At 57.1% G+C, this 24,744-nt stretch carries 20 protein-coding genes; 15 read left to right on the top strand and 5 right to left on the bottom strand.

Going from position 1 to position 24,744, the window contains the following annotated elements:
- Nucleotides 1-88 precede the first annotated feature (88 nt).
- Together ACQR3R_RS11620 and ACQR3R_RS11615 are read right to left on the bottom strand one after the other, a co-directional pair.
- A complete protein-coding gene (locus ACQR3R_RS11620; protein WP_428272302.1) occupies nt 89-1,171 on the bottom strand; it encodes a membrane dipeptidase in 1,083 nt (360 codons plus the stop codon).
- The gene (locus tag ACQR3R_RS11615) at nt 1,168-2,619 is read right to left on the bottom strand and encodes an aldehyde dehydrogenase family protein (protein WP_428272301.1); all 1,452 of its coding nucleotides are present in this window, start codon (nt 2,617-2,619) and stop codon (nt 1,168-1,170) included. Before ACQR3R_RS11615 ends, ACQR3R_RS11620 begins: the two co-directional genes overlap by 4 nt.
- A 150-nt stretch (nt 2,620-2,769) precedes the next feature.
- Between ACQR3R_RS11615 and ACQR3R_RS11610 the strand changes: the two genes are divergently transcribed.
- The 3 genes from ACQR3R_RS11610 to ACQR3R_RS11600 all read left to right on the top strand — a co-directional run bounded on the left by ACQR3R_RS11610 (nt 2,770) and on the right by ACQR3R_RS11600 (nt 8,583).
- Entirely contained in the window at nt 2,770-3,654 is an 885-nt protein-coding gene (locus ACQR3R_RS11610; protein ID WP_428272300.1) for a LysR substrate-binding domain-containing protein, read from the top strand.
- Nucleotides 3,655-3,914: 260 nt separating this feature from the next.
- Complete coding sequence (gene metE, locus ACQR3R_RS11605; RefSeq protein ID WP_428272299.1) at nt 3,915-6,203, top strand: 5-methyltetrahydropteroyltriglutamate--homocysteine S-methyltransferase; 2,289 nt, start codon at nt 3,915-3,917, stop codon at nt 6,201-6,203.
- Nucleotides 6,204-6,381: 178 nt separating this feature from the next.
- The gene (locus ACQR3R_RS11600) at nt 6,382-8,583 is read left to right on the top strand and encodes an OsmC domain/YcaO domain-containing protein (protein WP_428272298.1); all 2,202 of its coding nucleotides are present in this window, start codon (nt 6,382-6,384) and stop codon (nt 8,581-8,583) included.
- A gap of 39 nt (nt 8,584-8,622) precedes the next feature.
- On the opposite strand, the gene ACQR3R_RS11595 is transcribed toward ACQR3R_RS11600, so the two are convergent.
- The gene (locus ACQR3R_RS11595) at nt 8,623-9,897 is read right to left on the bottom strand and encodes an MFS transporter (RefSeq protein ID WP_428272297.1); all 1,275 of its coding nucleotides are present in this window, start codon (nt 9,895-9,897) and stop codon (nt 8,623-8,625) included.
- 43 nt (nt 9,898-9,940) lie between these two features.
- Between ACQR3R_RS11595 and ACQR3R_RS11590 the strand changes: the two genes are divergently transcribed.
- The 5 genes from ACQR3R_RS11590 (at nt 9,941) to ACQR3R_RS11570 (ending at nt 14,981) form a co-directional block, all read left to right on the top strand.
- On the top strand, nt 9,941-10,084 hold the full coding sequence (locus tag ACQR3R_RS11590; protein ID WP_428272296.1) for a hypothetical protein: 144 nt from the start codon (nt 9,941-9,943) through the stop codon (nt 10,082-10,084).
- Between the two features lie 281 nt (nt 10,085-10,365).
- On the top strand, nt 10,366-11,721 hold the full coding sequence (locus ACQR3R_RS11585) for an MFS transporter (protein WP_428272294.1): 1,356 nt from the start codon (nt 10,366-10,368) through the stop codon (nt 11,719-11,721).
- Between the two features lie 85 nt (nt 11,722-11,806).
- Nucleotides 11,807-12,781 (top strand): AraC-like ligand-binding domain-containing protein, encoded by a 975-nt coding sequence (locus ACQR3R_RS11580; RefSeq protein ID WP_428272293.1) that lies wholly within the window; start codon nt 11,807-11,809, stop codon nt 12,779-12,781.
- A 95-nt stretch (nt 12,782-12,876) separates the two neighbouring features.
- The gene (locus ACQR3R_RS11575; protein WP_428272292.1) at nt 12,877-13,983 is read left to right on the top strand and encodes an NAD/NADP octopine/nopaline dehydrogenase family protein; all 1,107 of its coding nucleotides are present in this window, start codon (nt 12,877-12,879) and stop codon (nt 13,981-13,983) included.
- Nucleotides 13,983-14,981: a 3-hydroxybutyryl-CoA dehydrogenase gene (locus ACQR3R_RS11570; protein ID WP_428272291.1), complete on the top strand. Its 999-nt coding sequence runs from the start codon at nt 13,983-13,985 to the stop codon at nt 14,979-14,981. The genes ACQR3R_RS11575 and ACQR3R_RS11570 overlap by 1 nt, the downstream gene beginning before the upstream one ends.
- A gap of 14 nt (nt 14,982-14,995) precedes the next feature.
- Here ACQR3R_RS11570 and ACQR3R_RS11565 read toward each other — a convergent pair whose 3' ends face one another.
- Both ACQR3R_RS11565 and tspO read right to left on the bottom strand, forming a co-directional pair.
- Nucleotides 14,996-15,970 carry an alpha/beta hydrolase fold domain-containing protein gene (locus ACQR3R_RS11565; protein ID WP_428272290.1) on the bottom strand — a complete coding sequence of 325 codons (975 nt, stop codon included), beginning with the start codon at nt 15,968-15,970 and terminating at the stop codon, nt 14,996-14,998.
- A complete protein-coding gene (tspO, locus tag ACQR3R_RS11560; protein ID WP_428272288.1) occupies nt 15,970-16,410 on the bottom strand; it encodes a tryptophan-rich sensory protein TspO in 441 nt (146 codons plus the stop codon). The genes ACQR3R_RS11565 and tspO overlap by 1 nt, the downstream gene beginning before the upstream one ends.
- A 411-nt stretch (nt 16,411-16,821) precedes the next feature.
- On the opposite strand from tspO, the gene ACQR3R_RS11555 reads away from it, so the two are divergent.
- The 7 genes from ACQR3R_RS11555 to ACQR3R_RS11525 all read left to right on the top strand — a co-directional run bounded on the left by ACQR3R_RS11555 (nt 16,822) and on the right by ACQR3R_RS11525 (nt 24,560).
- Nucleotides 16,822-18,870, top strand: coding sequence for a hydantoinase/oxoprolinase family protein (locus ACQR3R_RS11555; protein WP_428272287.1), 2,049 nt, complete (start codon nt 16,822-16,824; stop codon nt 18,868-18,870).
- Nucleotides 18,871-18,884: 14 nt separating this feature from the next.
- Nucleotides 18,885-20,567, top strand: a complete 1,683-nt coding sequence (locus ACQR3R_RS11550) for a hydantoinase B/oxoprolinase family protein (protein WP_428272286.1) — start codon at nt 18,885-18,887, stop codon at nt 20,565-20,567.
- Nucleotides 20,568-20,569: 2 nt separating this feature from the next.
- On the top strand, nt 20,570-20,746 hold the full coding sequence (locus ACQR3R_RS11545; RefSeq protein ID WP_428272285.1) for a hypothetical protein: 177 nt from the start codon (nt 20,570-20,572) through the stop codon (nt 20,744-20,746).
- A gap of 51 nt (nt 20,747-20,797) precedes the next feature.
- Nucleotides 20,798-21,355, top strand: coding sequence for an HD domain-containing protein (locus ACQR3R_RS11540; RefSeq protein ID WP_428272284.1), 558 nt, complete (start codon nt 20,798-20,800; stop codon nt 21,353-21,355).
- A 102-nt stretch (nt 21,356-21,457) separates the two neighbouring features.
- Nucleotides 21,458-22,795: a purine-cytosine permease family protein gene (locus ACQR3R_RS11535; RefSeq protein ID WP_428272283.1), complete on the top strand. Its 1,338-nt coding sequence runs from the start codon at nt 21,458-21,460 to the stop codon at nt 22,793-22,795.
- Nucleotides 22,796-22,973: 178 nt separating this feature from the next.
- Nucleotides 22,974-23,678: an FCD domain-containing protein gene (locus tag ACQR3R_RS11530; protein WP_428272282.1), complete on the top strand. Its 705-nt coding sequence runs from the start codon at nt 22,974-22,976 to the stop codon at nt 23,676-23,678.
- A 114-nt stretch (nt 23,679-23,792) separates the two neighbouring features.
- On the top strand, nt 23,793-24,560 hold the full coding sequence (locus ACQR3R_RS11525) for a class II aldolase/adducin family protein (RefSeq protein WP_428272281.1): 768 nt from the start codon (nt 23,793-23,795) through the stop codon (nt 24,558-24,560).
- Nucleotides 24,561-24,744 lie beyond the last annotated feature (184 nt).

Below are 24,744 nucleotides of genomic sequence, written 5' to 3'. Positions count from 1 at the left end.
CGTGCCTCCGTAGAGCGTTGTCGATCGCTAATAATTGTTATTGGTTGAATTGTTTTTATTGTGTTTGAGCGATGACCCTTTTCAGGTCTTACACGCTGGAGTTCAGGCGTGCGGGTGCAACCTCGACAGCGACCTCCGAAAGGTGATCGGTGACGCCGTTCCGTGCCGCGTCCGGTACAAAACTGGACTCGAAAAATTTCAGCCAGTTGCCGCCCATCACGGCCGTTATGTCGGCGCTGGCAAAGCCTGTGGCGCGCAACCCCGATTCGATGTTCTGGAAATCCCGGTTGTCACGGAACCAGGTCGGTTGCTCAGGGAATCCGGGTTGTGCGGCAGAGCCTTCGCCGTAGTCGATTTCCTTGGTCCAGCGTCCGACCCGCATCCATTCCACGACGCTGTTGGGCTGGTCCTGGCAAAGGTCGGAACCCAGACCCAAGTGGTCGATACCCACGAGGTCGGCGGTGCGCGCGACCATCTCGCAAAAGCTCTGCAGGGTGCAGGCGCTCTTGTCTTTGAGATGATGGGGGTACATGGAAAAACCGAACATGCCGCCGCTTTGGCCCAGCGCTTTCAGCACTTCGTCAGACTTGTTGCGCAAGGCCGGGTGCCAGAACGAGGGGTTGGCATGCGTGATTGCAATCGGTCGCTGTGAATGCTCGATGGCTTCCAGCGTGGAGCGGTCGGAGGAGTGCGACATGTCCACCACCAGGCCGACGCGGTTCATCTCACGGACCACTTCGCGGCCCATACGGGTCAGGCCGGTGTCTTCTTTTTCATAACATCCGGTCGCCAGCAACGACTGGTTGTTGTAAGTGAGCTGCATGAAGCGAGCGCCCAGTGTATGCACGACTTCAACCAGCCCGATGTCGTCTTCGATGGGCGAAGGGTTCTGGAAACCAAAGAAGATCGCGGTGCGGCCGGTCTGCCGTGCCAACGCAATGTCGCTGGCCCACTTGCCGTGAAAAATCAGGTGGGGGAAGCGTTGGAACAACAGGTTCCAGGCCTCGATGTTGGCGACCATTTCGCGAAAGGTTTCGTGGTAGGCAATGGTGACATGCACGGCATCGACGCCACCTGCGCGCATCTGCATAAAGATCTTCTCGGACCAGTTGCCGTATTGCATGCAGTCTACGTAGGGGCCGCGCGCATTGAATTGAGCGACTGAACTCATAGCGGGGCACCTGCTGCGATATAGCCGGTTTTCACGTGGGTGTAGAACTCGACCGCCGAACGCCCCTGTTCGCGAGGGCCATAGCTTGAGTCTCCACGGCCACCGAATGGAACGTGGTAGTCGGTGCCGGCGGTGGGCAGGTTGACCATCACGCAGCCCACACGTGCATTGCGCCGAAAATGGCTGGCTCGGGCCAGCGAGCGGGTCATGATCCCGGCAGTCAGGCCAAAACGCGTGTCATTCACCAGCGACAGTGCTTCGTCATAACTGCCGGCCTTGATCACGCAGGCAATCGGCGCGAACAGTTCCTCGCGGTTGACGCGCATGGCGTTGTGCGTGCCGACGAACAGTGCTGGTGCCATGAAGTGGCCAGGGGTCGCCAGTTCGAGGCGATTGCCACCGGTTACCAGCTCAGCGCCTTCTTGTCGGCCGAGCTCGACATAAGCCAGGTTGGACGCCAGTTGCGAGGCGCTGGCAACCGGACCGATTTGCGTGCCAGCTTCCAGCGCGTGGCCGACTTTCAGCGCCTGAGTGGCGGCGACAAGTTTTTCGACGAAGGCGTCATGAATGCTTTCATGCACGATCAGCCGGGAGGAGGCGGTGCATTTTTGGCCGGTGCCGCCAAAGGCGCCGTTCACCGCGCAGGCCACTGCCAGGTCCAGGTCGGCGTCGTCCATGACCGCGAGCGCGTTTTTGGAGCCCATTTCCAGTTGCACCTTGGTCAGGTTGGCCACTGCTGCAACGGCAATACCTTTGCCAACCTCGACCGATCCGGTAAACGAGATGGCGCTGATGCCGGGGTGTTCAATGAGCGCCTGGCCGATGGCGGCACCGGCTCCCATCACCAGGTTGAACAGGCCTTTGGGGATGTCCTGGCGGGATATTATTTCGCTGAGAATGACCGCGCATGCGGGGGTCAGGTTGGCCGGTTTCCAGACCACGGCATTGCCGAAGGCCAGCGCCGGGGCAATCTTCCAGCAGGCTGTGGCCATCGGGAAATTCCACGGCGAGATGATCGCGACCACGCCTATCGGTTCGCGGCGCACGTCGATTTCAACGCCGTCACGCACCGAATCCGCGGTGTCACCCAACTGACGCAGGGTTTCTGCTGCGTAGTAGGTGAAGAACTGGCCGGCCCGGTAAACCTCGCCAACGCCTTCGGCCTGAGGTTTGCCTTCTTCACGAGACAGCATCAGGCCAATTTCGCCCGAGCGGTTCATCAGTTCCTGACCAATCGCCATCAACACTTTGTAGCGTTGCTCGATACCGGTACGCGCCCACAGTTTCTGGGCATGCGTTGCCGCCTCGATAGCTGATTCCAATTGCGCCGAGGAAGCTTGAGCGTACAGACCGATCAGTTCGCGGGTGTCCGACGGGTTGCGGTTCTCGACTTCACTGACGCCTGTCAGCCATTCACCGGCGATGTAGTTCGAATTGCTGTGCTTCATGAAATCCTCCTGAACGGCATGCCGAAATAAGGCATTGCCTTTACGTGCTCTGAGGTGATTATGAGCAAGCCACAGGTTAAGTAAATCTAGTAAATCTTAAGCTTCCTTAAGTATTATTTAAGCCGAGCCTCTGCCCGCGGACTGACAGCCATGACCATAAAAATCACCAATTTGCAGTTCTTCGTGGCCGTTGCCACCAGCCAGAACCTCACTCAGGCCGCACAGCGAGTACACCGAACGCCAGCCGCCGTTTCACTCTCGTTGAAGCAATTGGAGGAGGAGTTGGGAGGCGCGCTGTTTGAAGGTGAGCGCAAGAACCAACTGAGCCCGTTGGGAAGGTTTGTGTTGCAGGAAGCACAACGCGAGTTGACGCATTTCGAGCGCACCATCAGCACCATCAAGACTTACGCCAAGGCTGAAACGGGGCTGGTGCGCGTTGCTGCCGTGCCATCCTTCGCAATCACGCTGTTGCCGCCGTTGCTCAAACAATTTCATGAAGAGCACCCGCAATTTCACCTTGATATCCGCGACATGGATTCTGAAAGGGTGGTGCAGGCAGTCTTGAACGCAGAAGTGGACATCGGCATCGCGACGGTGCCGGCGAGTATTCCGAACCTCACTCAGGATTTCCTGTTTTCGGATGCATTTTGCGTCGTGTGCGCAGCCAGTAATCCGCTGTGTGAACTGGATCGCCCGTTGCGCTGGAGCGATCTGGAGGGCCAGACGTTCATCAACAGCGGCATGGGCTCGGCGATCAATGCTGCTGAATTTCGTCACATCAGGGACCAATCCACGCTGAGTGTGCGTAATACCACCTCGCTCTTGGCCCTCGTTGCGCAAGGCATGGGCGTCACCCTGTTACCCGAGTTGCTCAGCCGATCGGCGAACAGTGCCCAGCTGAGTTTCCTATCCCTGGAAGACAAGCGAATCATGCGCACGGTGAGCGTGATCACGCCGCCCAAAGACTCACTCAATCACGCTTCGTACACCTTTCTGAAGGCATTGAAGGCCAGTCACTTTTCGACGATGAGTTGAGATTGAATTAACTCGCGTCCCACGGCACCCATGCGGTTTTGCGTCAGGCAGCTTTCGATTTTGGTAATGGGTCCCAGGCAAGCAACGCCTTGGTTGCACCTTGGCGTAAAAACCACCGCTTCTTGCGCCTCTATTGCCTCGTGAATACCAAGCCTATGATCATGAGGAGAACTTGTGATCATCAAGATTAAAATGAGTTTGTCTCACTCGCGCTCCTTTATCGACAATAGCGGCCATCAAACACATTGGAGTTTTCTGACATGGCTGTGGCCCATTCCCTTGGATTTCCGCGCATTGGTCGCGACCGTGAGCTGAAAAAAGCACAAGAGGCGTTCTGGAAAGGCGAGCTGAATGAAGCCGGCCTGCGTGCCGTCGGCCGTGACTTGCGCAAGACCCACTGGGAGTTGCAGAAGAAGGCCGGGATTGAGCTGTTGCCGGTGGGCGACTTCGCTTGGTACGACCAGGTTCTGACCCATTCGTTGATGTTCGGTGTGATCCCTGAGCGTTTTCGTCCACACGATGGCAAGGCGACTCTGCAGACCTTGTTCGGCATGGCGCGTGGTGTCAGCGACAGTTGCTGTGGCGGGGCACACGCCCAGGAAATGACCAAGTGGTTCGACACCAACTACCACTACCTGGTACCCGAATTCAGTGCCGATCAGCAGTTCCAGCTCGGCTGGGATCAACTGTTCGAAGAAGTCGCAGAAGCCCGTGAACTCGGTCATAACGTGAAGCCGGTGATCATCGGTCCGCTGACTTATCTGTGGCTGGGCAAGGCCAAGGGTGGTGATTTCAACAAGCTCGATCTGCTGGATCGCTTGCTGCCACTGTACGGTCAGATCTTCCAGCGCCTGGCGGAGCAAGGTGTTGAGTGGGTACAAATCGACGAGCCGATTCTGGTGCTCGACCTGCCGCAAGAATGGAAAACCGCGTTTGAGCGCGCCTATAACCAGATTCAGCGCGACCCGTTGAAAAAACTGGTCGCCACGTACTTCGGTGGCCTGGAGGAAAACCTGGGCCTGGCAGCCAACCTGCCGGTGGACGGTTTGCACATTGATCTGGTGCGTGCGCCAGACCAGTACCCGACCATTCTGGATCGTCTGCCAGCCTACAAAGTGCTGTCGCTGGGTGTGGTTAACGGTCGTAACGTCTGGCGTTGCGATCTGGAAAAAGCCTTGGCTACCCTGCAACACGCCAACGAGCGTTTGGGTGATCGTCTGTGGGTCGCGCCTTCCTGCTCGTTGCTGCACAGCCCGGTCGATCTGGATCGCGAAGACAAGCTCGATACTGAGCTAAAAAGCTGGCTGGCGTTTGCCGTGCAAAAGTGCGAGGAAGTGGCCGTGCTGGCTCAGGCCGTCAACGAACCTGAAGCGCCCAAAGTGCTCGAAGCGCTCAAGCAAAGCCGCGCCGTGCAGGCCAGCCGCGCCGCCTCGCCACGCATTCACAAACCGGCGGTGCAGGCGCGTGTTGCCGCGATCACTGCCGAGGACAGTCAGCGTCACTCGCTGTTTGCCCGGCGTATCGAGAAACAGCGCTCCCGTTTGAACCTGCCATTGTTCCCAACCACCACTATTGGCTCATTCCCGCAGACCGCATCTATCCGTCTCGCTCGTCAATCGTTCAAGCAGAACAAACTGACCGAGGCTGAATACACCGAAGCCATGCAAAGTGAAATCCGGCATGCGGTTCTCGTACAGGAACGCCTGGGCCTGGACGTGCTGGTGCACGGTGAAGCCGAGCGTAACGACATGGTCGAGTACTTCGCCGAGCAACTCGATGGCTATGTGTTCAGCCGTTTCGGTTGGGTCCAGAGCTACGGTTCGCGTTGCGTTAAACCGGCGGTGATTTTCGGTGACCTGAGTCGTCCGAAAGCCATGACCGTGGAGTGGATCCGCTACGCTCAAGGCCTGACCGACAAGGTCATGAAAGGCATGCTGACGGGGCCTGTGACCATGCTGATGTGGTCGTTCCCGCGTGAGGACGTATCGCGCAAAGTGCAGGCCCAACAATTGGCCCTCGCCCTGCGCGACGAAGTGGTCGACCTGGAAACCGCTGGCATCCAGATCGTACAGATCGACGAGGCTGCATTCCGCGAAGGCCTGCCGTTGCGTCAGGCGCAGTGGCAGGAATACCTGGACTGGGCAGTGCAAGCCTTCCGTCTGACAGCCAGCGGCGTGCGTGACGAAACGCAGATCCATACTCACATGTGCTACAGCGAGTTCAATGACGTCATCAAGTCCATCGCGGACATGGACGCCGATGTGATTACCATCGAAACCTCGCGTTCGGACATGGAATTGCTCGACGCCTTTGAAGCGTTTGACTACCCGAACGATATTGGTCCGGGCGTCTATGACATTCACTCGCCACGCGTGCCGGACGCTTCGGAAATGGCCAACCTGCTGCGTAAGGCTGCCAAGCGAATCCCGGCCGAGCGGCTGTGGGTGAACCCGGATTGCGGCCTCAAAACCCGTGGCTGGCCAGAAACCGAAGCGGCGCTGGTGCACATGGTCAACGCGGCCCGTCAGTTGCGTAAAGAACTGGCTTAACGCTGTACCCGCACCCCTGCAACCGGAGCACTTCACTGTGCTCCGGTTTTTTTCATTTGCGGCGAAACATCCGCGAGCTCGCAAGTACCGGCCAGCGGCCATGGCTGAAAGCACAAGACTTTCGGCCGAAACATCGGATAATAGCCGCCAATTTATTACGTTATTTTGGTAAAACCGCATGGAAATCAAGGTCAACTTTCTCGACAACCTTCGGCTTGAAGCCAAGTTTGATGACTTCACTGTGGTGGCCGATCAGCCTATTCGTTACAAGGGCGATGGTTCGGCCCCCGGTCCGTTCGACTATTTCCTGGCTTCATCGGCTTTGTGTGCGGCTTATTTTGTGAAGTTGTACTGCGAGACTCGTAATATCCCCACTGAAAATATTCGCCTCTCGCAAAACAACATTGTTGATCCGGAAAATCGCTACAACCAGATTTTCAAGATTCAGGTCGAGTTGCCGGCCGATATCTCTGCCAAGGATCGCCAGGGCATCTTGCGCTCGATCGATCGTTGCACCGTGAAAAAAGTCGTGCAGGCCGGGCCTGAGTTTGTGATTGAAGAAGTGGAGAATCTGGACGCCGATGCCCAGGCGTTGCTGATGCCAAATTCGGTGTCGCAGGCGGGCACCTATATTGCGGGCAAGGACCTGCCGCTGGAGCAAACCATCGCCAATATGTCGGCCATCCTGGCTGGCCTGGGCATGAAGATTGAAATCGCGTCGTGGCGCAATATCGTGCCCAATGTCTGGTCGTTGCACATTCGCGATGCGCATTCGCCGATGTGTTTTACCAACGGCAAGGGCGCGACCAAGGAAGGTGCGTTGGCGTCAGCGCTGGGCGAGTTCATCGAGCGACTCAATTGCAATTTCTTCTACAACGATCAGTTCTGGGGGGAAGACATTGCCAACGCAGAATTTGTGCATTACCCCGACGAACGTTGGTTCAAGCCTGGCCGCAAAGATGCGCTGCCGACCGAAATCCTCGACGAATACTGCCTGAAGATTTACAACCGCGACGGCGAGCTGCGTGGCTCGCACCTGATTGATACCAACTCGGGCAACGAAGAGCGCGGTATCTGCTCGCTGCCGTACGTGCGCCAGTCGGACGGCGAGGTGGTGTACTTCCCGTCCAACCTGATCGAGAACCTGTTCCTCAGTAACGGCATGAGTGCCGGCAACACGCTGGCTGAAGCGCAGGTGCAGTGCCTGTCGGAGATCTTCGAGCGCGCGGTAAAACGCGAAATCATCGAAGGAGAATTCGCCCTGCCGGATGTGCCGGCCGAGGTGTTGGCAAAGTACCCCGGGATACTCGCCGGTATTCAGGCACTGGAAGAGCAGGGTTTTCCGGTGCTGGTGAAGGATGCATCGTTGGGTGGTGAATTCCCGGTGATGTGCGTCACCTTGATGAACCCGCGTACTGGGGGTGTGTTCGCCTCGTTCGGCGCGCACCCGAGCCTGGAAGTGGCGCTGGAACGCAGCCTGACCGAATTGCTTCAAGGCCGCAGTTTCGAAGGCCTTAACGACCTGCCTCAGCCGACGTTCGAAGGCCATGCGGTGACTGAGCCGAACAACTTTGTCGAGCATTTCATCGACTCCAGCGGTGTGGTGTCGTGGCGCTTCTTCAGTGCCAAATCGGATTACGAATTCGTCGAGTGGGACTTCTCCGGCCAGGGTGAAAACTCGAATGCCGAGGAAGCCGCGACCCTGTTCGGCATTCTCGAAGGCATGGGCAAGGAAGTGTACATGGCTGTCTACGAGCATATCGGCGCCAAGGCCTGCCGCATCCTGGTGCCGGACTATTCGGAGATTTATCCCGCAGATGATCTGATCTGGGATAACACCAACAAAGCGCTATTCTTCCGAGCCGATATTCTGAACCTGCATCGCCTGGACGATGACGAACTGCAAGCGCTGGTTGAGCGTCTGGTGGAAAGTGAGCTGGACGACTACACCGACATCACCTCGTTGATCGGCATCGAATTTGACGACAATACGGCGTGGGGTCAGCTGACGATTCTGGAGTTGAAACTGCTGATTTATCTCGCTCTCCAGCAATTTGAAGAGGCGAAAGAGGCAGTCGAAATGTTCCTGCAGTACAACGACAACACGGTTGAGCGTGGCTTGTTCTACCAAGCCGTCAATGTGGTGTTGGAGATGAAACTGGACGAAGACCTGGAGCTGCAAGACTACGAGGCCAATTTCCGTCGGATGTTTGGCGCCGAGCGCACCGATGCGGCCATCGGATCGGTGGAGGGCACTGTACGCTTCCACGGTTTGACGCCTACCAGCCTGAAACTTGAAGGTCTCGACCGGCATCTGCGCCTGATCGACAGCTACAAAAAACTGCACACGGCACGGGCCGCTTTTCAACCCCGCGGCTGATCACCTCCGGTAATGCCAGGCCCTTGTTGGCCTGGCAGTCTATTGGCTCGGCGGCTTCACGATTGCGCTATCCCCCTCGGCAGATGTTTCCTGCCGGGGCCGATGCAATTGGCGTGTCATGGTGTAGAGGCCAACGCCTGCGGCAATGACCCCCGATGCCGCACCCACCGCGAGTGCCCAGCGAGGGCCGAGATGGTCGGCCACCCAACCCACTATCGGCGCGCCGATGGGCGTGCCTCCGAGGGCGATGCCTACGCGCAACGCCATCACCCGTCCGCGCATGGCAGGTGCGGTTGAGAGCTGCATCAAACTGTTGGAGGTGTTGCTGAAGGTCAATGCGCCCACGCCAATAACCACCAGCGCAGCCGCGAATAGCCAGTAGTTGGGGGCGAGGGCGGCAAGCGTGCAGCCCACCCCGAAAACCATGGCGCCAATCAACAGGGACTTGAACCGTGGTCGATCACGTCCGGCGGCGAGCAGCGCGCCGCCGACGGTGCCGATGGCCAGAACTGACGACAACAGGCCATAGCCGCGAGCATCGGTATCAAAAACCCGGGTGGCCATGGTTGAAATGAAGATCGGGAAGTTCATACCAAACGTACCGATCAAAAACAGCATGACCAGAATCGCCTTCAGGTCCGGTCGGGCCCACACGTAACGCAAGCCCTCGGTGAGGCTGCCCTTGGCTTTGTGTGCCCGCCTGTTCATCTGCAAACCCGAAACCCGCAGCGCGAATAACGAGGCCAGCACCGCGAAAAAACTGACGCCATTGAGCAGGAATGCCCAGCCAGTGCCCACCGACGCGATCGTCAGGCCGGCGACTGCGGGGCCTATCATTCGTGCCGTGTTGAACGAGGTCGAGTTAAGCGCGATAGCGTTTGACAGGTCCGCCTCACCCACCAGTTCTGCCACGAATATTTGCCGCACGGGCGCGTCGAAGGCTGATGCGCTGCCGGACAGGAAGGCGAACACATACACTTGCCAGAGCTGGACGATGCCGGTGAGGGTAAGGATTCCCAGCGCTAACGCCAGCACGCCCATCACCCCTTGCGTCACCATCAAAAGCTTGCGCTGGTTGTAGTGATCAGCCGCGAAACCGGTCCAGGGCAGTAGCAAGAGTTGTGGCCCGAACTGAAGCGCCATGACCGTACCCACTGCCGCAGCGTTGTGCGGTGTGAGTTGGGTCAGCACCAACCAGTCCTGAGCCGTGCGTTGCATCCATGTGCCGACATTGGAGATCAGCGCGCCGACCGCCCAGATGCGGTAGTTGCGGTTTTTCAACGAGCGGAAGATGCCTCTTGCCCTGCTGCTCACGAGACTCCGAAGGGGTTGCCAGCTGTTGGGTTGAGCTTACGACATGATTGTAGCTGCGCCGACCACGATCCGTGTAGCAGACATGCTCGCCAGCGATGACGTCATTGAAACCGCCATCACCAGCACGCCGGGCTCCTACATCTCTGTGAGCCGCAGACATTTCAACGGTGTGAATACCATCCTGTAGGAAACCGGCTTGCCGGTGATGACGCCCGAGAAATCGCCATCGCCGGTACGCCAGGCTCAGATTTTGCGTGTCGATTACGATGCCAGCCGCTTTCTCACGATTGCCCGCATCGCACTGCGCAATTGGAGAATCGACTGCGCAATCGGGGAGGTCGCCGGGCCAGGCAATGGCTAGGTTAGGCGCATCCAAAAACAAGACCTTGCTATAGGAAGGCTCATGCTCAAACCCCTCATCCTTTGTATCCCGCCTGCCACCCGGTTTTACAAAAGGAGCAAGCACTCTTGAATATCCAGGTTGATAACGCGGTTTTGCAGCAGAAAAAGACCTACCTCTACGAGTGGTACGTGGTGGGGTTGTGCATGGTTGCCTACATTTTTTCATTTGTGGACAGGCAAATCCTCGCGCTGATGATCGAACCGATCAAAGCCGACCTGCAGATCAGCGATACTCAGTTCAGCTTGCTGCACGGGCTGGCCTTTTCATTGTTCTACGCGTTCATGGGCATGCCCATCGCCTATTTGGCCGACCGCTTTTCCCGGCCAAAAATCATCGCCATCGGCGTGGTGTTCTGGAGCCTGACGACTGCCGCGTGCGGCTTGAGCAAGAACTTCCTGCACATGTTCCTTGCCCGAATTGGCGTGGGCGTCGGTGAAGCAGCCTTGTCGCCTTCGGCCTATTCGATGTTCAGCGACATGTTCCCCAAGGAGAAGCTCGGCCGCGCAGTGGGCATCTACTCGATCGGCTCGTTCGTCGGAGGCGGGTTGGCATTCCTGGTGGGCGGCTACGTGATTGCGCTGCTCAAGGACATGAACACCATCGAGGTCGCCGTTCTCGGCGCCATGAAAGCCTGGCAACTGGCGTTTTTCATTGTCGGCTTGCCCGGTATTCTGGTCGGCTTGCTGATTTGGCTGACGGTGCGCGACCCGGCGCGCAAAGGCTTGCAGGTCGATGCGCAGGGGCGACCGAAGAAGGTTGCTCTGAGCGATGGCTGGCGTTTTCTCGGCCGTCACCGCGCCACTTTCACCTGCCATTACCTGGGCTTTTCGTTCTACGCCATGGCCCTGTTCTGCATGATGAGCTGGAGCCCGGCACTGTACATCCGCAAGTTCGGCATGACCCCGGTAGAGGCGGGCTACATGCTCGGCACTGTCATGTTGCTGGCCAATACCACCGGCGTGTTGTTCGGTGGCTGGCTTACAGACTTGTTGGCCAAGCGCGGGCATCAGGATGCGGCGATGCGCACCGGTGTAATCGGCGCCCTCGGCATGGCGGTGCCGGCCGTGATGTTCGCGCAAGTCGATCAACTGTGGCTGTCGGTGACTCTGTTGGTACCGGCGATGTTTTTTGCCTCGTTCCCGATGCCGGCGTCTACGGCCGCGATGCAGATCCTCGCGCCGAATCAGGTGCGTGCTCAGGTCTCGGCCATGTTCCTGCTGATCAGTAACCTGCTGGGACTGGGTTTGGGCACCACGCTGGTTGCACTGTTGACCGACCGTTACTTCGGTTCGCCGGCGGCGGTGGGTTCATCGATGTCGCTGGTGATCTGTGCTGCATCGGCGTTGACGGTGCTGCTGTTATGGCAGGGTTGCCGCCGTTTCCGGGAAAGTTATGCCCGTGAGTACCCGACCCAGGCTTGATATACGATGTGCAGGTTCGGCGCCCCGGCCTCGCTCCGATTTCGATGGAGCGGGGCCGAGGTGCTTCAGATCAGGAGAGCCCTTGATGTTGAATGACGTCCATTTGCTGGAAAAACACAGCCTGCTCAGCTCCGCCGATTATCGTGAGATTCAGGACAAGGTCAGCCATTACCTGTGCCCGCACAGCTTCAACGTGCTGCGTGACGAGCCCATTCACACTCGGCTCAATGGTGTGTTTTTCGGCGATTCGGCGTTGCTCGACCTGTGCTACGGCGCACCGGTAAAAATCACCATTGGCGACATTGCCGATCAGTACCTGTTTCGCATTACCTTGCAAGGGCATTGCGAGGTGGCCCATGGCCGGCGCAGCGCTGCGATGCAGTCGGGCTACCTCAGCGTTTCGTCGCCGTTCGCTCAAAGCAGCATCATTACCGACGGCCAATGTCGCAACCTGATCCTGCGTGTCGACCGCGATGCCCTGGAGACCCAACTGCAACGCCTGCTGGGGCGCAGCCTGCGCAAATCGGTGATCTTCGACGTCAAGGTCGACCACTTGGGCGCCGGTGTCGTCAGTCTCTATCACACGCTGGACTATATCTGCCGGTTATACGGCAGCGGTGTCGACGGTTCGAATATCGCCAACAGCCTGTCCGATTACCTGATGCAATTGCTGCTCACGCAGTTGCCGCACAACTATTCCGCCGATCTTTTGATCGACTCCCGCGCGCCGCTGCCGCATCACGTGAAAAAGGCCCGGGACTACATCGAGGCGCACCTCGACGAACCGATCAGCCTGGCGACTTTGAGCGAACTCTGTAGCGTCTCGGTGCGCACCTTGCAGAACGGCTTCAACCAGTTTCTGCAGCAGGCGCCGGTGGAGTACATCCGCGACCGTCGTCTGGCGGTGATCCACGAATCGTTGAAGCAGGCCCGGGCCGGTGAAACGGTGACGGACATCCTGTTGCGTCATGGCATCAACAGCTTCGGGCATTTTTCCAGCGCCTACCGGCAACGCTACGGCTGCCTGCCGTCCGACACCCTGCGCCGGCAAAAGCACTGATACTTCTGCGCAATCGGTAAGTCGTTTGCGCAATCGGATAAGTTCATGGTGGTGCAGCTCGATAGCATCGAGTCTCTTACAAGAGGAGCATCTGCATGAAAATTACCGTGCTGGGTGGCGGTCACGGCTGTTACGCCGCTGCTGTCGAAATGGCTGAAATGGGGCATCAAACCCGCCTGTGGCGTCGTGACAGTGCAGCGCTCAAGGAACTGCTGGCCATCGGCAGCCTGACCATCAAAGACTATCGGGGCACACGCCAATTGTCAGTCGGCCAGCCGGGCGACAACCTGTCGCTGACCGACGACCTGCGCGAGGCGCTGGGCGATGCACAATTGGTCATCATCCCGTTGCCCTCGACTTCCCACGAAGACCTGGCCAGGCACGTTGCGCCGCATTTGCATGACGGTCAGGTGGTATTCCTGCCACCGGGTACCTTCGGCAGTTATGTGTTCGCCAAAGCCATGGCCGATGCGGGCAACCCGAGCAAGGTCGCCTTCGCTGAAACGGGTACGCTGCCGTATCTGGTGCGCAAACACGGCGCCAGCGACCTGGTAATCAGCGGTTACGCCACGCGTTTGCCGACCGGCGTATTCCCCAGCAATCTTTGCGAACACGCTTTCGCTGTGCTGCGCGAGGCCTACCCGAGTGTCGAGCCGATCGAAGATGCCTTGAGCGGTGCGCTGATGAACGCCGGCCCGATCATTCACCCGCCGTTGATCATGATGAACGCCGGTCCCCTGGAGCATTTCGAATCCTGGGACATTCACAATGAGGGCACCCAGCCCGCGATTCGCCGCGTGACCAATCAACTGGATGCCGAGCGCATGGCGGTACGTGAAAGCCTGACCTACGGCGCGCCGCATTTTCCGCTGAGCGATCACTACAACACCACCGAAGGCGAGGAGTGGATGTACGGTCGCGGTGCTCACGGCAAGTTGACCGACAGCGGCGACTGGCGCGAAGACATCGATCTGCAAACGCATCGCTACATGCTCGAAGACACCCGTTTGGGCCTGTCCTTCCTGGTGTCCGTCGGTCGCTGGGCCGGTGTGCCGACGCCGGTAGCGCAAGGCCTGCTGAGCATTGCCTCGGTGGTGGCTGCGCGTGACCTTTATGCTGAAGGCCGCACCCTGGAAAACCTCGGCCTTGCCACGCTTGATCGGGCGCAGATGACGCAACTCCTGACCGAGGGCTTTAACTGATGAACGCTGCGCTGCCGCAGATCAGCGTGGTCGGCGCCGGCCGGATGGGCGAGGGCATTGTGCTGGCGTTCATCCACGCGGGTTTACCCGTCACCCTGATTGATATCAAGGACCGCGCAGAAGCCGATCGGCATCAATATTTCGACCGCGTGCGCAACAATATTCGCAGCGAACTGCAGATGTTGGTCCGCCTCGGCTTGCTCCAGCCAGATCAGGCAGACATCGCGATATCGCGGTTGACCCTGCAGGCCAAATCCCAGGCAGCGGTGACGTTGCGCGGGTGCGACCTGATATTCGAAGCCGTGCCGGAAGTCATCGCGGTCAAGCAGGAGACCTTCGCCTGGGTCAGCGAGCATGTTTCGGCGTCGACCATTATCGCGTCGACTACCTCGACTTTTTTAGTCACCGAGTTAGCCGAGATGGTCAGTGAACCCAAGCGCTTCGTGAACGCACACTGGCTGAATCCGGCGCACTTGATGCCGCTGGTGGAAGTCAGCCGCAGCGAAGCGACCTGTCCGCAAGTGGTCGAGCGCCTGCTGCAACTGCTCAAGCGCATCGGCAAGGTCCCGGTGGTGTGCAATCCGGTGGCTGGCTATATCGTGCCGCGCATCCAGGCGCTGGCGATGAACGAAGCCGCGCGAATGGTAGAGGAGGGCGTTGCCAGCGCAGAAGACATCGACACCGCCGTGCGTGTTGGCTTTGGCCTGCGGTTCTCGGTGTTGGGCCTGCTGGAGTTCATCGACTGGGGCGGAGGCGACATCCTCTACTACGCCTCGCGCTACCTGAGTGGCGCGCTGTCGCCGCGTTTCGAAACGCCGCAGGTCATCGCCGACAACATGCAAAACGGGCGCAATGGCCTGCGCGATGGAAAGGGCTTCTACGACTACCGCGAAGTCGACGTAGACGCCTACAAGCAACAGCGTCTCGGCGAGTTTGTGCGCAAGCTTGAGATGTCTGGGCTGACACCCGCGTTCGATGGCGCCTTGAAGGAGGGCTGAACGTCTTCAGCCCGTCATGCGGTGATTTGCGCCGTTATCCACTCGCGGCTGTACTCCAGCACGCGAGCGGCGACGGCCGTCGGAAAGTGAATAAACCCGTGCGGGCAGGACGGCAACAGGTGCACTTCGACCGGCGCCGCTTGCTCCCAGCGTTGAGCGATGTCGAGCGTGTCGTCTTGCAACGGGTCCAGCTCGCCGGCAAACATCAGCGCTGGCGGCAAACCGCTAAAGTCGCCATACAGCGGCGACAACGGAGGCTGTCGGCGTTGCTGGTCATTCAAACCCGGCGTCAGCCTACGAAACGCCTCAACCATGCCCGGCCCATCCAGCACCAACGTTTGCTCAGTCGCTGCGCGCACGCTGGCGGTACCGGTCAAATCGTAAACGCCGTAATACAACAGCGCGCCGCTCACCCGCTGCAGCAAGTCGGGCCATTGTTTGAGCGCCAGCAAGGTCGCTGCAGCAAGATGAGCGCCTGCCGATTCACCGACGACGATAACCGGCAGGTCAGCAAACTCTGGGTCATTGAGAAACCCGCGAGCGGCGCCGAGGCAATCCTGCATGATGTCTTCAATCGGGGTGGAGAGGGCCAGTCGATAATCCACCGAGACCACCGTGACTTGGCATGCGTTGACGATGGCAACGTTGAAGTCGTCGTTCATCCGGGCATTGCCGATCACCCATCCACCGCCATGGAAGTCGAGCACCACGCCCTTAGCCTGGCCTTTTGGCCTGATGATGCGTACCGGTACCGTGGCACCGTCAATGCCCATCACTATTGTCTGTGCGTTAAGCCCGTGCTTGCGCAGTTTACGTGTGCCACCGATTTGACTGGCACGCAGCAGCGCCTGAATGAGCCGTGGCGTGATGCGATTGCGAATTCGGAAGCGCGGTAACCAGGCGATTTTTTTGTTGAAGTCACGCACTTGCTGCAACTCATGCTCGCTGGCACGCCATGGGGCTGCACGACTTTGCTTGGTGTTCACCATCAACGGTTATTGACCAGGATGGAAAAATTCAATGCGCCGGCCACACAAAGCCACACAAGGTAAGGGAACAGGATCAACCCGGTAATCACATCCAGCTGCAAGGCCATCACCACCATGGTTGCCACCACCAGCCACAACAGCGCGAGAATCACCATGCTCGCCAGCATGCGGTGTGCGCCGAAGAACACCGGTGTCCACAGCGTGTTAAGCGCAATTTGCGCCGCCCATAACGCCAGCACTGCCTGACTGCCAGGGATCAGGGTCAACCGGTATCCGGCCCACGCCAGCAACAGATAAATGATCGTCCAGGCAACCGGAAACAGCCAGTTGGGTGGCGTGAAGCTCGGTTTGATCAGCGATTCATACCACGCGCCGGGCTTGAAAATAATCCCGGTGCTCGCTGCCGCACCGCAGGCTAGAAGAAAAATAAAAAAGGTCATCGTCCGTCCTTAGCTGAAGTCAGCTGTCCAGGGGCATTGCCATGTTGGCAGTGATAAAGAGAGGACGTCCTGTAACGGGAAAAGTTTGGATGCGGGCCTCACATTTTCTCTGGGCGGGGCGGACAGCTCCGAAAAAACAGGCGAAAAAACCGTCGAACGGTGCTTTTTTTGGCCGAGAGCCGGCATTCGACCGGTTGACAGCAAATAACCTCATGGGCAAACTGTCCACAGTCTTCAGTCCACAGGTTGGATGTGCGAATGTAAAAATAGCGTCCTTGAATAATAAAAATGCCTTGCCGTGATTTTTCGAGAACCCGCGCCAGTCGCGACGCTCATGGCAAACGCTGCGTACAAAACTGTTTTGAGAACTGCCCCCGATAATTTCAGATTTATAAAAAAGTGGAGCGCCTTATGCGTGAGGACAATATTGTTGGTGTCGACATTGGCGGTACGTTTACCGACTTCGTGTCATACGACGCCACGACCGGCAAAATTGAAAACTGGAAGAACCTGACCACGCCAGCCAATCCAATCGATGGCGTGCTGGAAGGGCTGTCCAGAATCGAGTCGATGGCGACCGTCAACAAGGTTCGTCTCGGTACGACCATTGCGACCAATGCGCTGCTGACGCGCAAAGGCGCGAAGGTTGCGTACGTCACAACCACCGGTTTCAAAGATGTGCCGTTCATTCAGCGCGGCGACCGCCGCAGCCACTACGACATTACCTGGATCAAAACCAAGGCATTTGTCAGCCGGGCCGACTGCTATGAAGTGGCCGAACGCATCAGCGCCCAGGGAGAAGAAGTCCTGCCTCTGGATGAAGCCTCGGTGCGCAAGGTGGCCCAGGCGATTCGTGACGATGGCACCATAGAAGCCATCGCCGTGTGCACCTTGTTCTCTTACGTCAACCCGGAGCATGAAGACCGCATCGCGCAGATCCTGGCTGAAGAATTGCCAGATATCCCCATCTCGTCTTCGTTTCACGTGCTGCCAAAGTGGAAAGAGTACGACCGTGCCTCGACGACGATCGCGGATGCTTTTCTCAAGCCGATCGTTCAAGAAAGCTTCGCCCGTATAAAAAGCTGTCTCGATGATTTGGGTATCGGCGATAAAGTCGGTGTCATCAAATCCAATGGCGGTGAGTCAAGCATCTGGGGCGCTGCGGCAACCCCTGTGCAGATGGCGTTGTCGGGGCCCACTGGCGCGGTCGTCGCTACCCGTACCGTCGCTGAACTTACCGGAATCAAAAACCTGGTGGTTTTTGATATGGGCGGCACCTCAACCGACTGTGCAACCGTGGTTAACGGCCAGGAAAATATCACCACCGATTTTGAAATTGAGTGGGGTATTCCGATTCAGGTGCCAATGATCGACGTTCACACCATCGGTGCTGGCGGTGGCTCGCTGGCGTGGATCGATAAAGGAGGCTTGCTGAGAATGGGGCCGCAGTCTGCGACCTCCGTTCCCGGGCCTGCCTGCTATGGGCGTGGTGGGCTTGAGGCTACCGTGACCGATGCAAACGTGGTGCTGGGGCGCATCAACCCTGATTTCTTCCTCGGTGGCCGGATGAAACTCGACGCCGAAGCGGCTTACAGCGCCGTTGCGCGTATTGCCGACACGCTGCAAATGGGCGTAGATGAAGCGGCCATGGCCATGCTGCAAATTGCCAACAACAACATGCTCGGTGCGTTGCGCACAGTGTTGTTGCAACGCGGTCTGGACCCGCGTGACTTCACCCTGTTGTCGTCAGGCGGAGCCGGCCCGGTGCACATCTGCGACCTGCTGGACATCAGCGGCATCCCTCAAGGATTGGTACCGAATTATCCCGGCCAGTTCTCGGCGTTCGGCTTCATCATGACCAACGCTCGCGTGGACAAACAGCGGACGATTCAACAGGTTTCCACACGGTTTGACGCGGTGGCTGTCGATGATGCGCTGACCCTTCTTGTGAACAGTGCGGTGGGCGAACTGACCGAGCAGGGTTACGTCACCAACATTCAAGTGCAACGCTCCATCGAGGCGCGTTACCTGGGCCAGAATCATGGGCTGGAGTTGCCGATCGATGTGGCAACGATCAATGCCGAGTCTGCCGCGCAGCTGTGGCAAAAATTTCATGAGATTCACAAGGCACGTTTTGGCTTCGCAACCCCCGGCGAAACCATTGAACTGGTGACCATCAAAGCGGTGGCCATTGCTACCAGCGAAAAGCCCGATATCCCGACGCTGGCGCTGGCCGAACAGCCTGCCAGGCCCAATGCCAGTCGCAAGGTTCGATTTGAACAAGGCTGGATCGATACACCCGTTTACGACCGTGAACAGCTGCTGCAAAACCACCTTATTTCCGGGCCGGCGATTATCGAGGAAAGCGCCTCGGTAACGATCCTGCGACCCGACCAGCAAATTCGCGTAAACGAATACGGCTACATGCTCGTGACTGCAAAATCCGCGGAGGGCAAATAATGGACATGGTCGCAATGAGTGTTCTCGATTCGACGATGGTGTCGATCTGTCGAGAGATGGGCATCACCCTGCAGAAAACCTCTTACTCGACGATCTTCAACGAGGCGCTGGACTTCACCTGTGGCCTGGCCGACAAGCAGGGCAACCTGATTGCCGTCGCCGACTTTTGCCCGGCAATGATCGGTGGTATCCCGCTGCTGGTGAAGTCGTGCTTGAAGGAAATCGACACGGTGTCGCTCAAGGAGGGTGACATCATCCTGCACAACGACCCGTACCGTGGCGGTCTGCACACCCCTGAACACACCTTCTTCAAACCGATTTTTTTCCGTGGTGAACTGCAAGGCTGGTCGATTGCGATTGGTCATATCGCTGAAGTCGGCGGAATGGTGCCGGGCGGTTTTCCGGGCGAGGCCACCGAGATCTTCCATGAAGGCGTGCGGGTGCCTCCGGTGAAGATCAAAACGGCAGGCGTCGACAACAACGATATCTGGAAGCTGCTGCTGGCCAACGTCCGTACACCGCGTACCAACTACGGCGATCTGCGTGCGCTGATTGCAGCGGTAGACCTGGGCGAACAACAGATGCTCGGGGTGCTTGAGAAATATGGCGTCAGTGAGGTTCAGCAGATCATTGGTGACCTGCTGGACTACGCCGAGCGCCGTATGAAAGCCGAGATCGAGGCTATTCCCGATGGCATCTACGCCTTCGAGGATTCAATTGAAAGTGACGGCGTAACGCCGAACAAAACCTACTGCATCGCTGTGGAGGTTCACGTTCGGGGTGATCAGATCATTATCGATTACACCGGATCTTCACCGCAGGCGCGCGGACCGATCAATGCAACATTGGGCGTATCAACGTCGGCTGCTTACAACGCCGTGTTGCACATGACGGATCCGTCGATACCGCGCAACAGCGGATGCTTCCGCCCGATCAAGGTGCTTTCGCCACCGGGCACTATCGTCAACGTCGATTTCCCGGCCCCTTCAGTGGGGGGCAATACCGAAACCCACCCGCGGATTACCGGCGCGATTCTGGGCGCAATGGCAACCGCGGTGCCCAACCGGGTAATGGCGGCCGAGGGCGCGACACATTGCAACTTCGTTTTCGGCGGTGTGGACGCGGCCAGCGGCGAGTACTTCGCCTGTTATGACCTGGAAGCCGTGGGTTGGGGAGGGCGCGCGTTTGCCGATGGCAACGACGCGGTCGACTCGATCAATGGCAACTGTCGCACCACGCCTGTCGAGGTGTTCGAAACCCGATTCCCGTGGCGCGTCGAACGCCTGGCCCTGGATGCGGACTCGGGCGGTGCCGGCGAATTCCGTGGTGGTTTGGGCTACACCAAAGAGATGTTGTGCCTTAACGAAACCATCACTGTTTCGCAAATGACCGACCGGCATTTCACCAAGCCTTGGGGCCTGGATGGCGGTCTTGAAGGCGGCTGCGGTGCGACCCTTGTGCAGAAAAAAGGCTCGGATGAGTGGCAAACGATGTGCGACGCGTACGGCAAGATTTCTACCAGCCGTTATTCCAACGTCGACATTCTGCAAGGTGATCGCGTCAAGTTGACCACGCCTGGCGGAGGCGGTTTTGGCAGCCCGGCAAAACGGGCACCGGAGTCGGTGGAGCGTGATCTTCGCGATGGCTACATCTCACTCGAATCTGCAAGGTCAAATTACGGATACACGGGGAACTGAAGATGAAATTCTCGGAAAACGGGCTTTATATCGAACGTTACATCAAGTGCTCTAACTGCGGCGTGTTGATCTATGAGCAGGATGCGCCGACCAAAGTCAAAGTCGACGGTAAGGAATTCTGTTCCGACTGGTGTGTTAAGTGGAGCGCTGAGCGTCAGCAGCGGCGCGCCTCCAAGTAAAAATTACACGACGGGGCTGATACAGCCCCCGTTCGATGGATAGGAAAAAAGATGGAAAAGGCCTCGTTCAAAAGCATTGACCGGATGCAGCCGGAAGACTGGAAGTTGATCTCCTCTTTCGAAACCGATGAACATAAACATATGCCCGAGTTGGTCATTAAAAACCTGCAATTACTGGGGCAGGGTGAACAACCTTATCAAATTGACAGGTTGCAACATTCATTGCAGACGGCCACCCGTGCACAGCGTGCTGGCGCCGATGAAGAGATGGTGATCGCAGCGCTGGTACACGATATTGGTGACACCCTTGCGTTGTATAACCATGCCGAATTGGCGGCTGCAATGATCAAACCCTATGTGTCGGAAAAGACCCATTGGATTGTGCTTAACCATGATGTTTTCCAAGGCTTCTATTACTGGGAGAACCTTGGGTGGGATAAAAACACGCGAGAGAAATTTCGAGGACATCGCTGGTTTGATGAGTGTGACACGTTCTGCCGAGAGTGGGATTGCCCCTCTTTCGATCCGGATTACGACACGCTGAGTCTTGAAAGCTTTATTCCCTTGATCGAAAAGATTTTCTCTCGCAAGCCGTACGCTCACTTATAACAATACCTAATTCTTCAGCGTTGCCGAAGATAACTTCAAGTCGTTGTTCTGCCCAAAAAACGTGTTTTCAAACACCTCCTTCTATCACTGGAGTCATAAAAAATGGCGGGCCCAATTAAAAGTAATGGCAACGCAGGGCGACCTGCAACTGTGGTCGGATTAGACGAGCGCATCAATAAAGTATCGCTGTCCATGGCGTGGTGGGCGGTGTGCAGTGCAATGTTTTACATCATTGTGGGCGGCGCACTTGCGTTGGAGTTCGGAACGTTCAATGCGATCACGGGAATGCTGCTTTCCGTCATCTCCTATGGCGTCATTACTTCCTTGATGGCACGGCACGCGATCAAGACAGGTCACTCGGTCACCTCCTTTTCAGTAGAACTTTTCGGTTCGAAAGGGGCGGTGCTCGCGGCGATCATCCTCGGTGCCACGGCTATTTATTACGCGGTGTTCGAAGGCTCTGTGATCGCGTTGGCTATTAATCATCTGTTCCCTTCGATCACCCACACGGTGGCGGCGCTGATTGTCGTGGCGTACAGCGTTCCCCTGGTTCTGGGTAAAATTCAGGTCTGGCTCGACAAGCTCAATGGCGTGCTGCTGCCGGTGTATGTCATAGGCCTGATCGCCGCCGTTTGCATCTCTATCTCTGAGTACGGCTATTCAACCGAGTGGATGACATTCGGCCCGGCTGATCCGTCCCCGTATGGCTGGTGGAACTGTTTTGTGTACTACATGGGCATCTGGGTGCTCATGCTCTTTGCTTATGAGTACGCAAAATTTGGCAAGCCTGCAGACACGAAATTTCACGCCAAATGGAATTTCAGCTACTTGTTCTACTTCGTCACCATTGTCGTTAACGGCGCGTGCGGTATTTACCTGGTCAGCTCTGTGCCAAGCATCGAGAAGATCAGCGAAATCTCCGTGGTGTTGGCGATATTGAGTTTGCTCGGTTTTTGGGGCCTCGTTTTCGTATGGGCCACCCAGACCCGAATCAATTCCGCCAACTACTTTGTGGCCACCAGTAATTTGAAAACAATAGGGCAGGCATTTGGCATCAACTGGAAATGGGGTTGGTGGGCGGTGGTTGTCGGCGCACTGGTGTTTTTGCTGATGTTGGCCGATGTCTTCAAGTATCTACTGGAGGCGCTCGCTTACCAGGGGATTATCGTCGTCGCCTGGGTCGGCGTTGCGTTGTCGCGGATCATTGAAGTACGAGAAGTCGCCGATGGCGGAGTCTCGAATACAGCCTGCAAAACGGTTAACTACAGCGGATTGGCTGCGTGGTTGATAGCCTCGGTGGTGGGAGTGGTTCTAATGAACTGCACGGGTTTCCTGGCCACCTTGTCCGCGCCCGCTACCGCCATCGTTGCCTATACAATAATGCGTTTAACTTCAAAATTTAAAGTCGTGGGAAGTCTCAGTATCAGCAGAGTTAGTTAAGTGTCGGCGCGCAGGTTTTTAATAGTTAAGGGCCTGCGCGCTAACAACTACCTGAATTGACAGGCTCGGGGGTGAAGGGGCAGACTCTCTGTCCACAGTCGACAGTGCGCAATCTGTACAGCGATTTTGTTCGGCTACGATAGTTATCTGAATCGCAGACACCGCGGGCTAATGTTAGATGAATCAATTTCCATCCTCAGTAACAAACGACGCTGAATCAGGGGCGTTCCCGGCGCCACTTGTCGACAGTAAAAGCCTGTCGGAACAGGTGACCGAATATTTGTACAAGCTGCTGGTCAGTGGCCATTTGAAGGCGGGGCAACGGGTTAACGAGGCCGAACTGGCCCGTACGTTGAAGATCAGTCGTAACCCGATTCGCGAAGCAATCCGAAAGCTCGAGGAGCGCGGCTTGCTGATCTCCAGTCCCCGGCGCGGTACGTTTGTACGATCGTTTTCGGAGACCGACATCCAGGATATTTTTTCCTTCCGCCTGGCGTTGGAAGAGTTTGCGGTACGGCAGGCATTTCCTCATCTCACCGATGAGGACATCGAAGGCCTGGCTGCAATCGTCGGCCAAATGGAAGAAGCGGCAAAAACAGGCCGTGAAATGGACCTCGTCGAACGCGACATCGCTTTCCATCAGCGCATTTGTGAGCTATCGAGAAATACCCAGACTATTCGCGCATTTTCGAATATTTACGCAGAGATTCAGATTTCCATCAGTTTGGTTGAACATCGATTTGCCACCCTCGAAGATGCAGCCGTAGACCACTGGCCAATCGTTGAAGCGTTTCGCACCAAAGATGAACAAAAGATTATTGAATCGCTGCGATTTCACATAGGCGATTCCTGGAAGAGAATTAAAGAAGCCTACAACTTCTGAGGTAAGTAATAGCAAGTTATGGCGACTTCAAATGAAGTCGCCGGGATTTTTTTTGCCTGAAATTTGGCGTTTGTTTATAGGTGCTGTGCTTTCTTTCTTCATCAGGTGACTCTTATGTTCAATATCCAAAGTCCGCATGCCTTCATCTCTGACGCGGAGTGGAGTGTTCGCTGTGAACTGGCAGCGTTCTATCGACTGCTCGCTCATTTTCGAATGACCGACCTGATCGACACACACATATCCGCAAGGGCACCAGGCCCAAAAGAGTTGTTCCTGATCAATCGCTACGGTGTGCTGTTTCATGAAATGCGCGCATCGGACCTGGTGAAAATCGATATCAACGGCACTATCAACGATGAGCTTCACGTTGCAGGTGCGGTGAACAAGGCAGGTTTCAACATCCACTCGGCCATTCACAGCGCTCGCCATGATGCTGCTTGCATTGTCCATACGCACACCTCGGCGGGCATGGCGGTGTCTGCGCAAGAGGAAGGCTTGCTGGCGATCACGCAACACGCCATGAAATTCTACGGCTGCCTCAGTTATCACGATTACGAAGGCATTGCGCTCAACCCGGCCGAATGCCCGCGACTGGTGGCCGACCTCGGCTCGAACATGGCGATGATCCTGCGCAATCATGGATTGCTGGCTGTCGGTGGTTCTATCGCCGAGGCTTTCAATCAGATCTATTTCCTTGAACGTGCCTGTCAGGCCCAAGTGGCTGCGTTGAGTGGCGGGCAACGCCTGCGCTTTCCCTCCAGGGAAGTCTGTGAGCTGACCGCCAAGCAGTCGGCGGATGAGATCCGCGACAACCTGCACCTGTTGGCGTGGGAATCTGCACTGCGCCTGATTGACGATCAAAAGGCTGAGTATTGCGCCTGAATCATTGTGGGTTTCGAGCAGGTAAAGCACTTCGTCGCACGCTCGAAATCCCCTAGCTTCTTCCACGCTGACCGTTACCTCTTCTGCGCACTAACCTCCCTTTCTACGGATGACCCCTTTAGCCCGGGCGTCTCATCCCATTCCCGATAAATTTTAGAACCGCGTGTTGACAGCTCAATTCGTT

Origin of the sequence: Gordonia sp. IEGM753, from assembly GCF_050321825.1 — a bacterium.
In the GTDB taxonomy this organism is placed as follows: domain Bacteria; phylum Pseudomonadota; class Gammaproteobacteria; order Pseudomonadales; family Pseudomonadaceae; genus Aquipseudomonas.
The sequence above is the reverse complement of the archived record's forward strand: the minus strand, read 5'-3'. Positions and strand labels throughout refer to the sequence as shown.

Excerpts from the sequence above, each read along its gene's own strand:
- metE (WP_428272299.1), top strand. The coding sequence starts at position 3,915 with ATGGCTGTGGCCCATTCCCTTGGATTTCCGCGCATTGGTCGCGACCGT.
- ACQR3R_RS11620 (WP_428272302.1), bottom strand. The coding sequence starts at position 1,171 with ATGAGTTCAGTCGCTCAATTCAATGCGCGCGGCCCCTACGTAGACTGC.
- ACQR3R_RS11615 (WP_428272301.1), bottom strand. The coding sequence starts at position 2,619 with ATGAAGCACAGCAATTCGAACTACATCGCCGGTGAATGGCTGACAGGC.
- ACQR3R_RS11570 (WP_428272291.1), top strand. The coding sequence starts at position 13,983 with ATGAACGCTGCGCTGCCGCAGATCAGCGTGGTCGGCGCCGGCCGGATG.
- ACQR3R_RS11535 (WP_428272283.1), top strand. The coding sequence starts at position 21,458 with ATGGCGGGCCCAATTAAAAGTAATGGCAACGCAGGGCGACCTGCAACT.
- ACQR3R_RS11545 (WP_428272285.1), top strand. The coding sequence starts at position 20,570 with ATGAAATTCTCGGAAAACGGGCTTTATATCGAACGTTACATCAAGTGC.
- ACQR3R_RS11575 (WP_428272292.1), top strand. The coding sequence starts at position 12,877 with ATGAAAATTACCGTGCTGGGTGGCGGTCACGGCTGTTACGCCGCTGCT.
- ACQR3R_RS11600 (WP_428272298.1), top strand. The coding sequence starts at position 6,382 with ATGGAAATCAAGGTCAACTTTCTCGACAACCTTCGGCTTGAAGCCAAG.
- ACQR3R_RS11610 (WP_428272300.1), top strand. The coding sequence starts at position 2,770 with ATGACCATAAAAATCACCAATTTGCAGTTCTTCGTGGCCGTTGCCACC.
- ACQR3R_RS11525 (WP_428272281.1), top strand. The coding sequence starts at position 23,793 with ATGTTCAATATCCAAAGTCCGCATGCCTTCATCTCTGACGCGGAGTGG.
- ACQR3R_RS11550 (WP_428272286.1), top strand. The coding sequence starts at position 18,885 with ATGAGTGTTCTCGATTCGACGATGGTGTCGATCTGTCGAGAGATGGGC.
- ACQR3R_RS11555 (WP_428272287.1), top strand. The coding sequence starts at position 16,822 with ATGCGTGAGGACAATATTGTTGGTGTCGACATTGGCGGTACGTTTACC.
- tspO (WP_428272288.1), bottom strand. The coding sequence starts at position 16,410 with ATGACCTTTTTTATTTTTCTTCTAGCCTGCGGTGCGGCAGCGAGCACC.
- ACQR3R_RS11590 (WP_428272296.1), top strand. The coding sequence starts at position 9,941 with ATGATTGTAGCTGCGCCGACCACGATCCGTGTAGCAGACATGCTCGCC.
- ACQR3R_RS11580 (WP_428272293.1), top strand. The coding sequence starts at position 11,807 with ATGTTGAATGACGTCCATTTGCTGGAAAAACACAGCCTGCTCAGCTCC.
- ACQR3R_RS11530 (WP_428272282.1), top strand. The coding sequence starts at position 22,974 with ATGAATCAATTTCCATCCTCAGTAACAAACGACGCTGAATCAGGGGCG.
- ACQR3R_RS11540 (WP_428272284.1), top strand. The coding sequence starts at position 20,798 with ATGGAAAAGGCCTCGTTCAAAAGCATTGACCGGATGCAGCCGGAAGAC.
- ACQR3R_RS11565 (WP_428272290.1), bottom strand. The coding sequence starts at position 15,970 with ATGGTGAACACCAAGCAAAGTCGTGCAGCCCCATGGCGTGCCAGCGAG.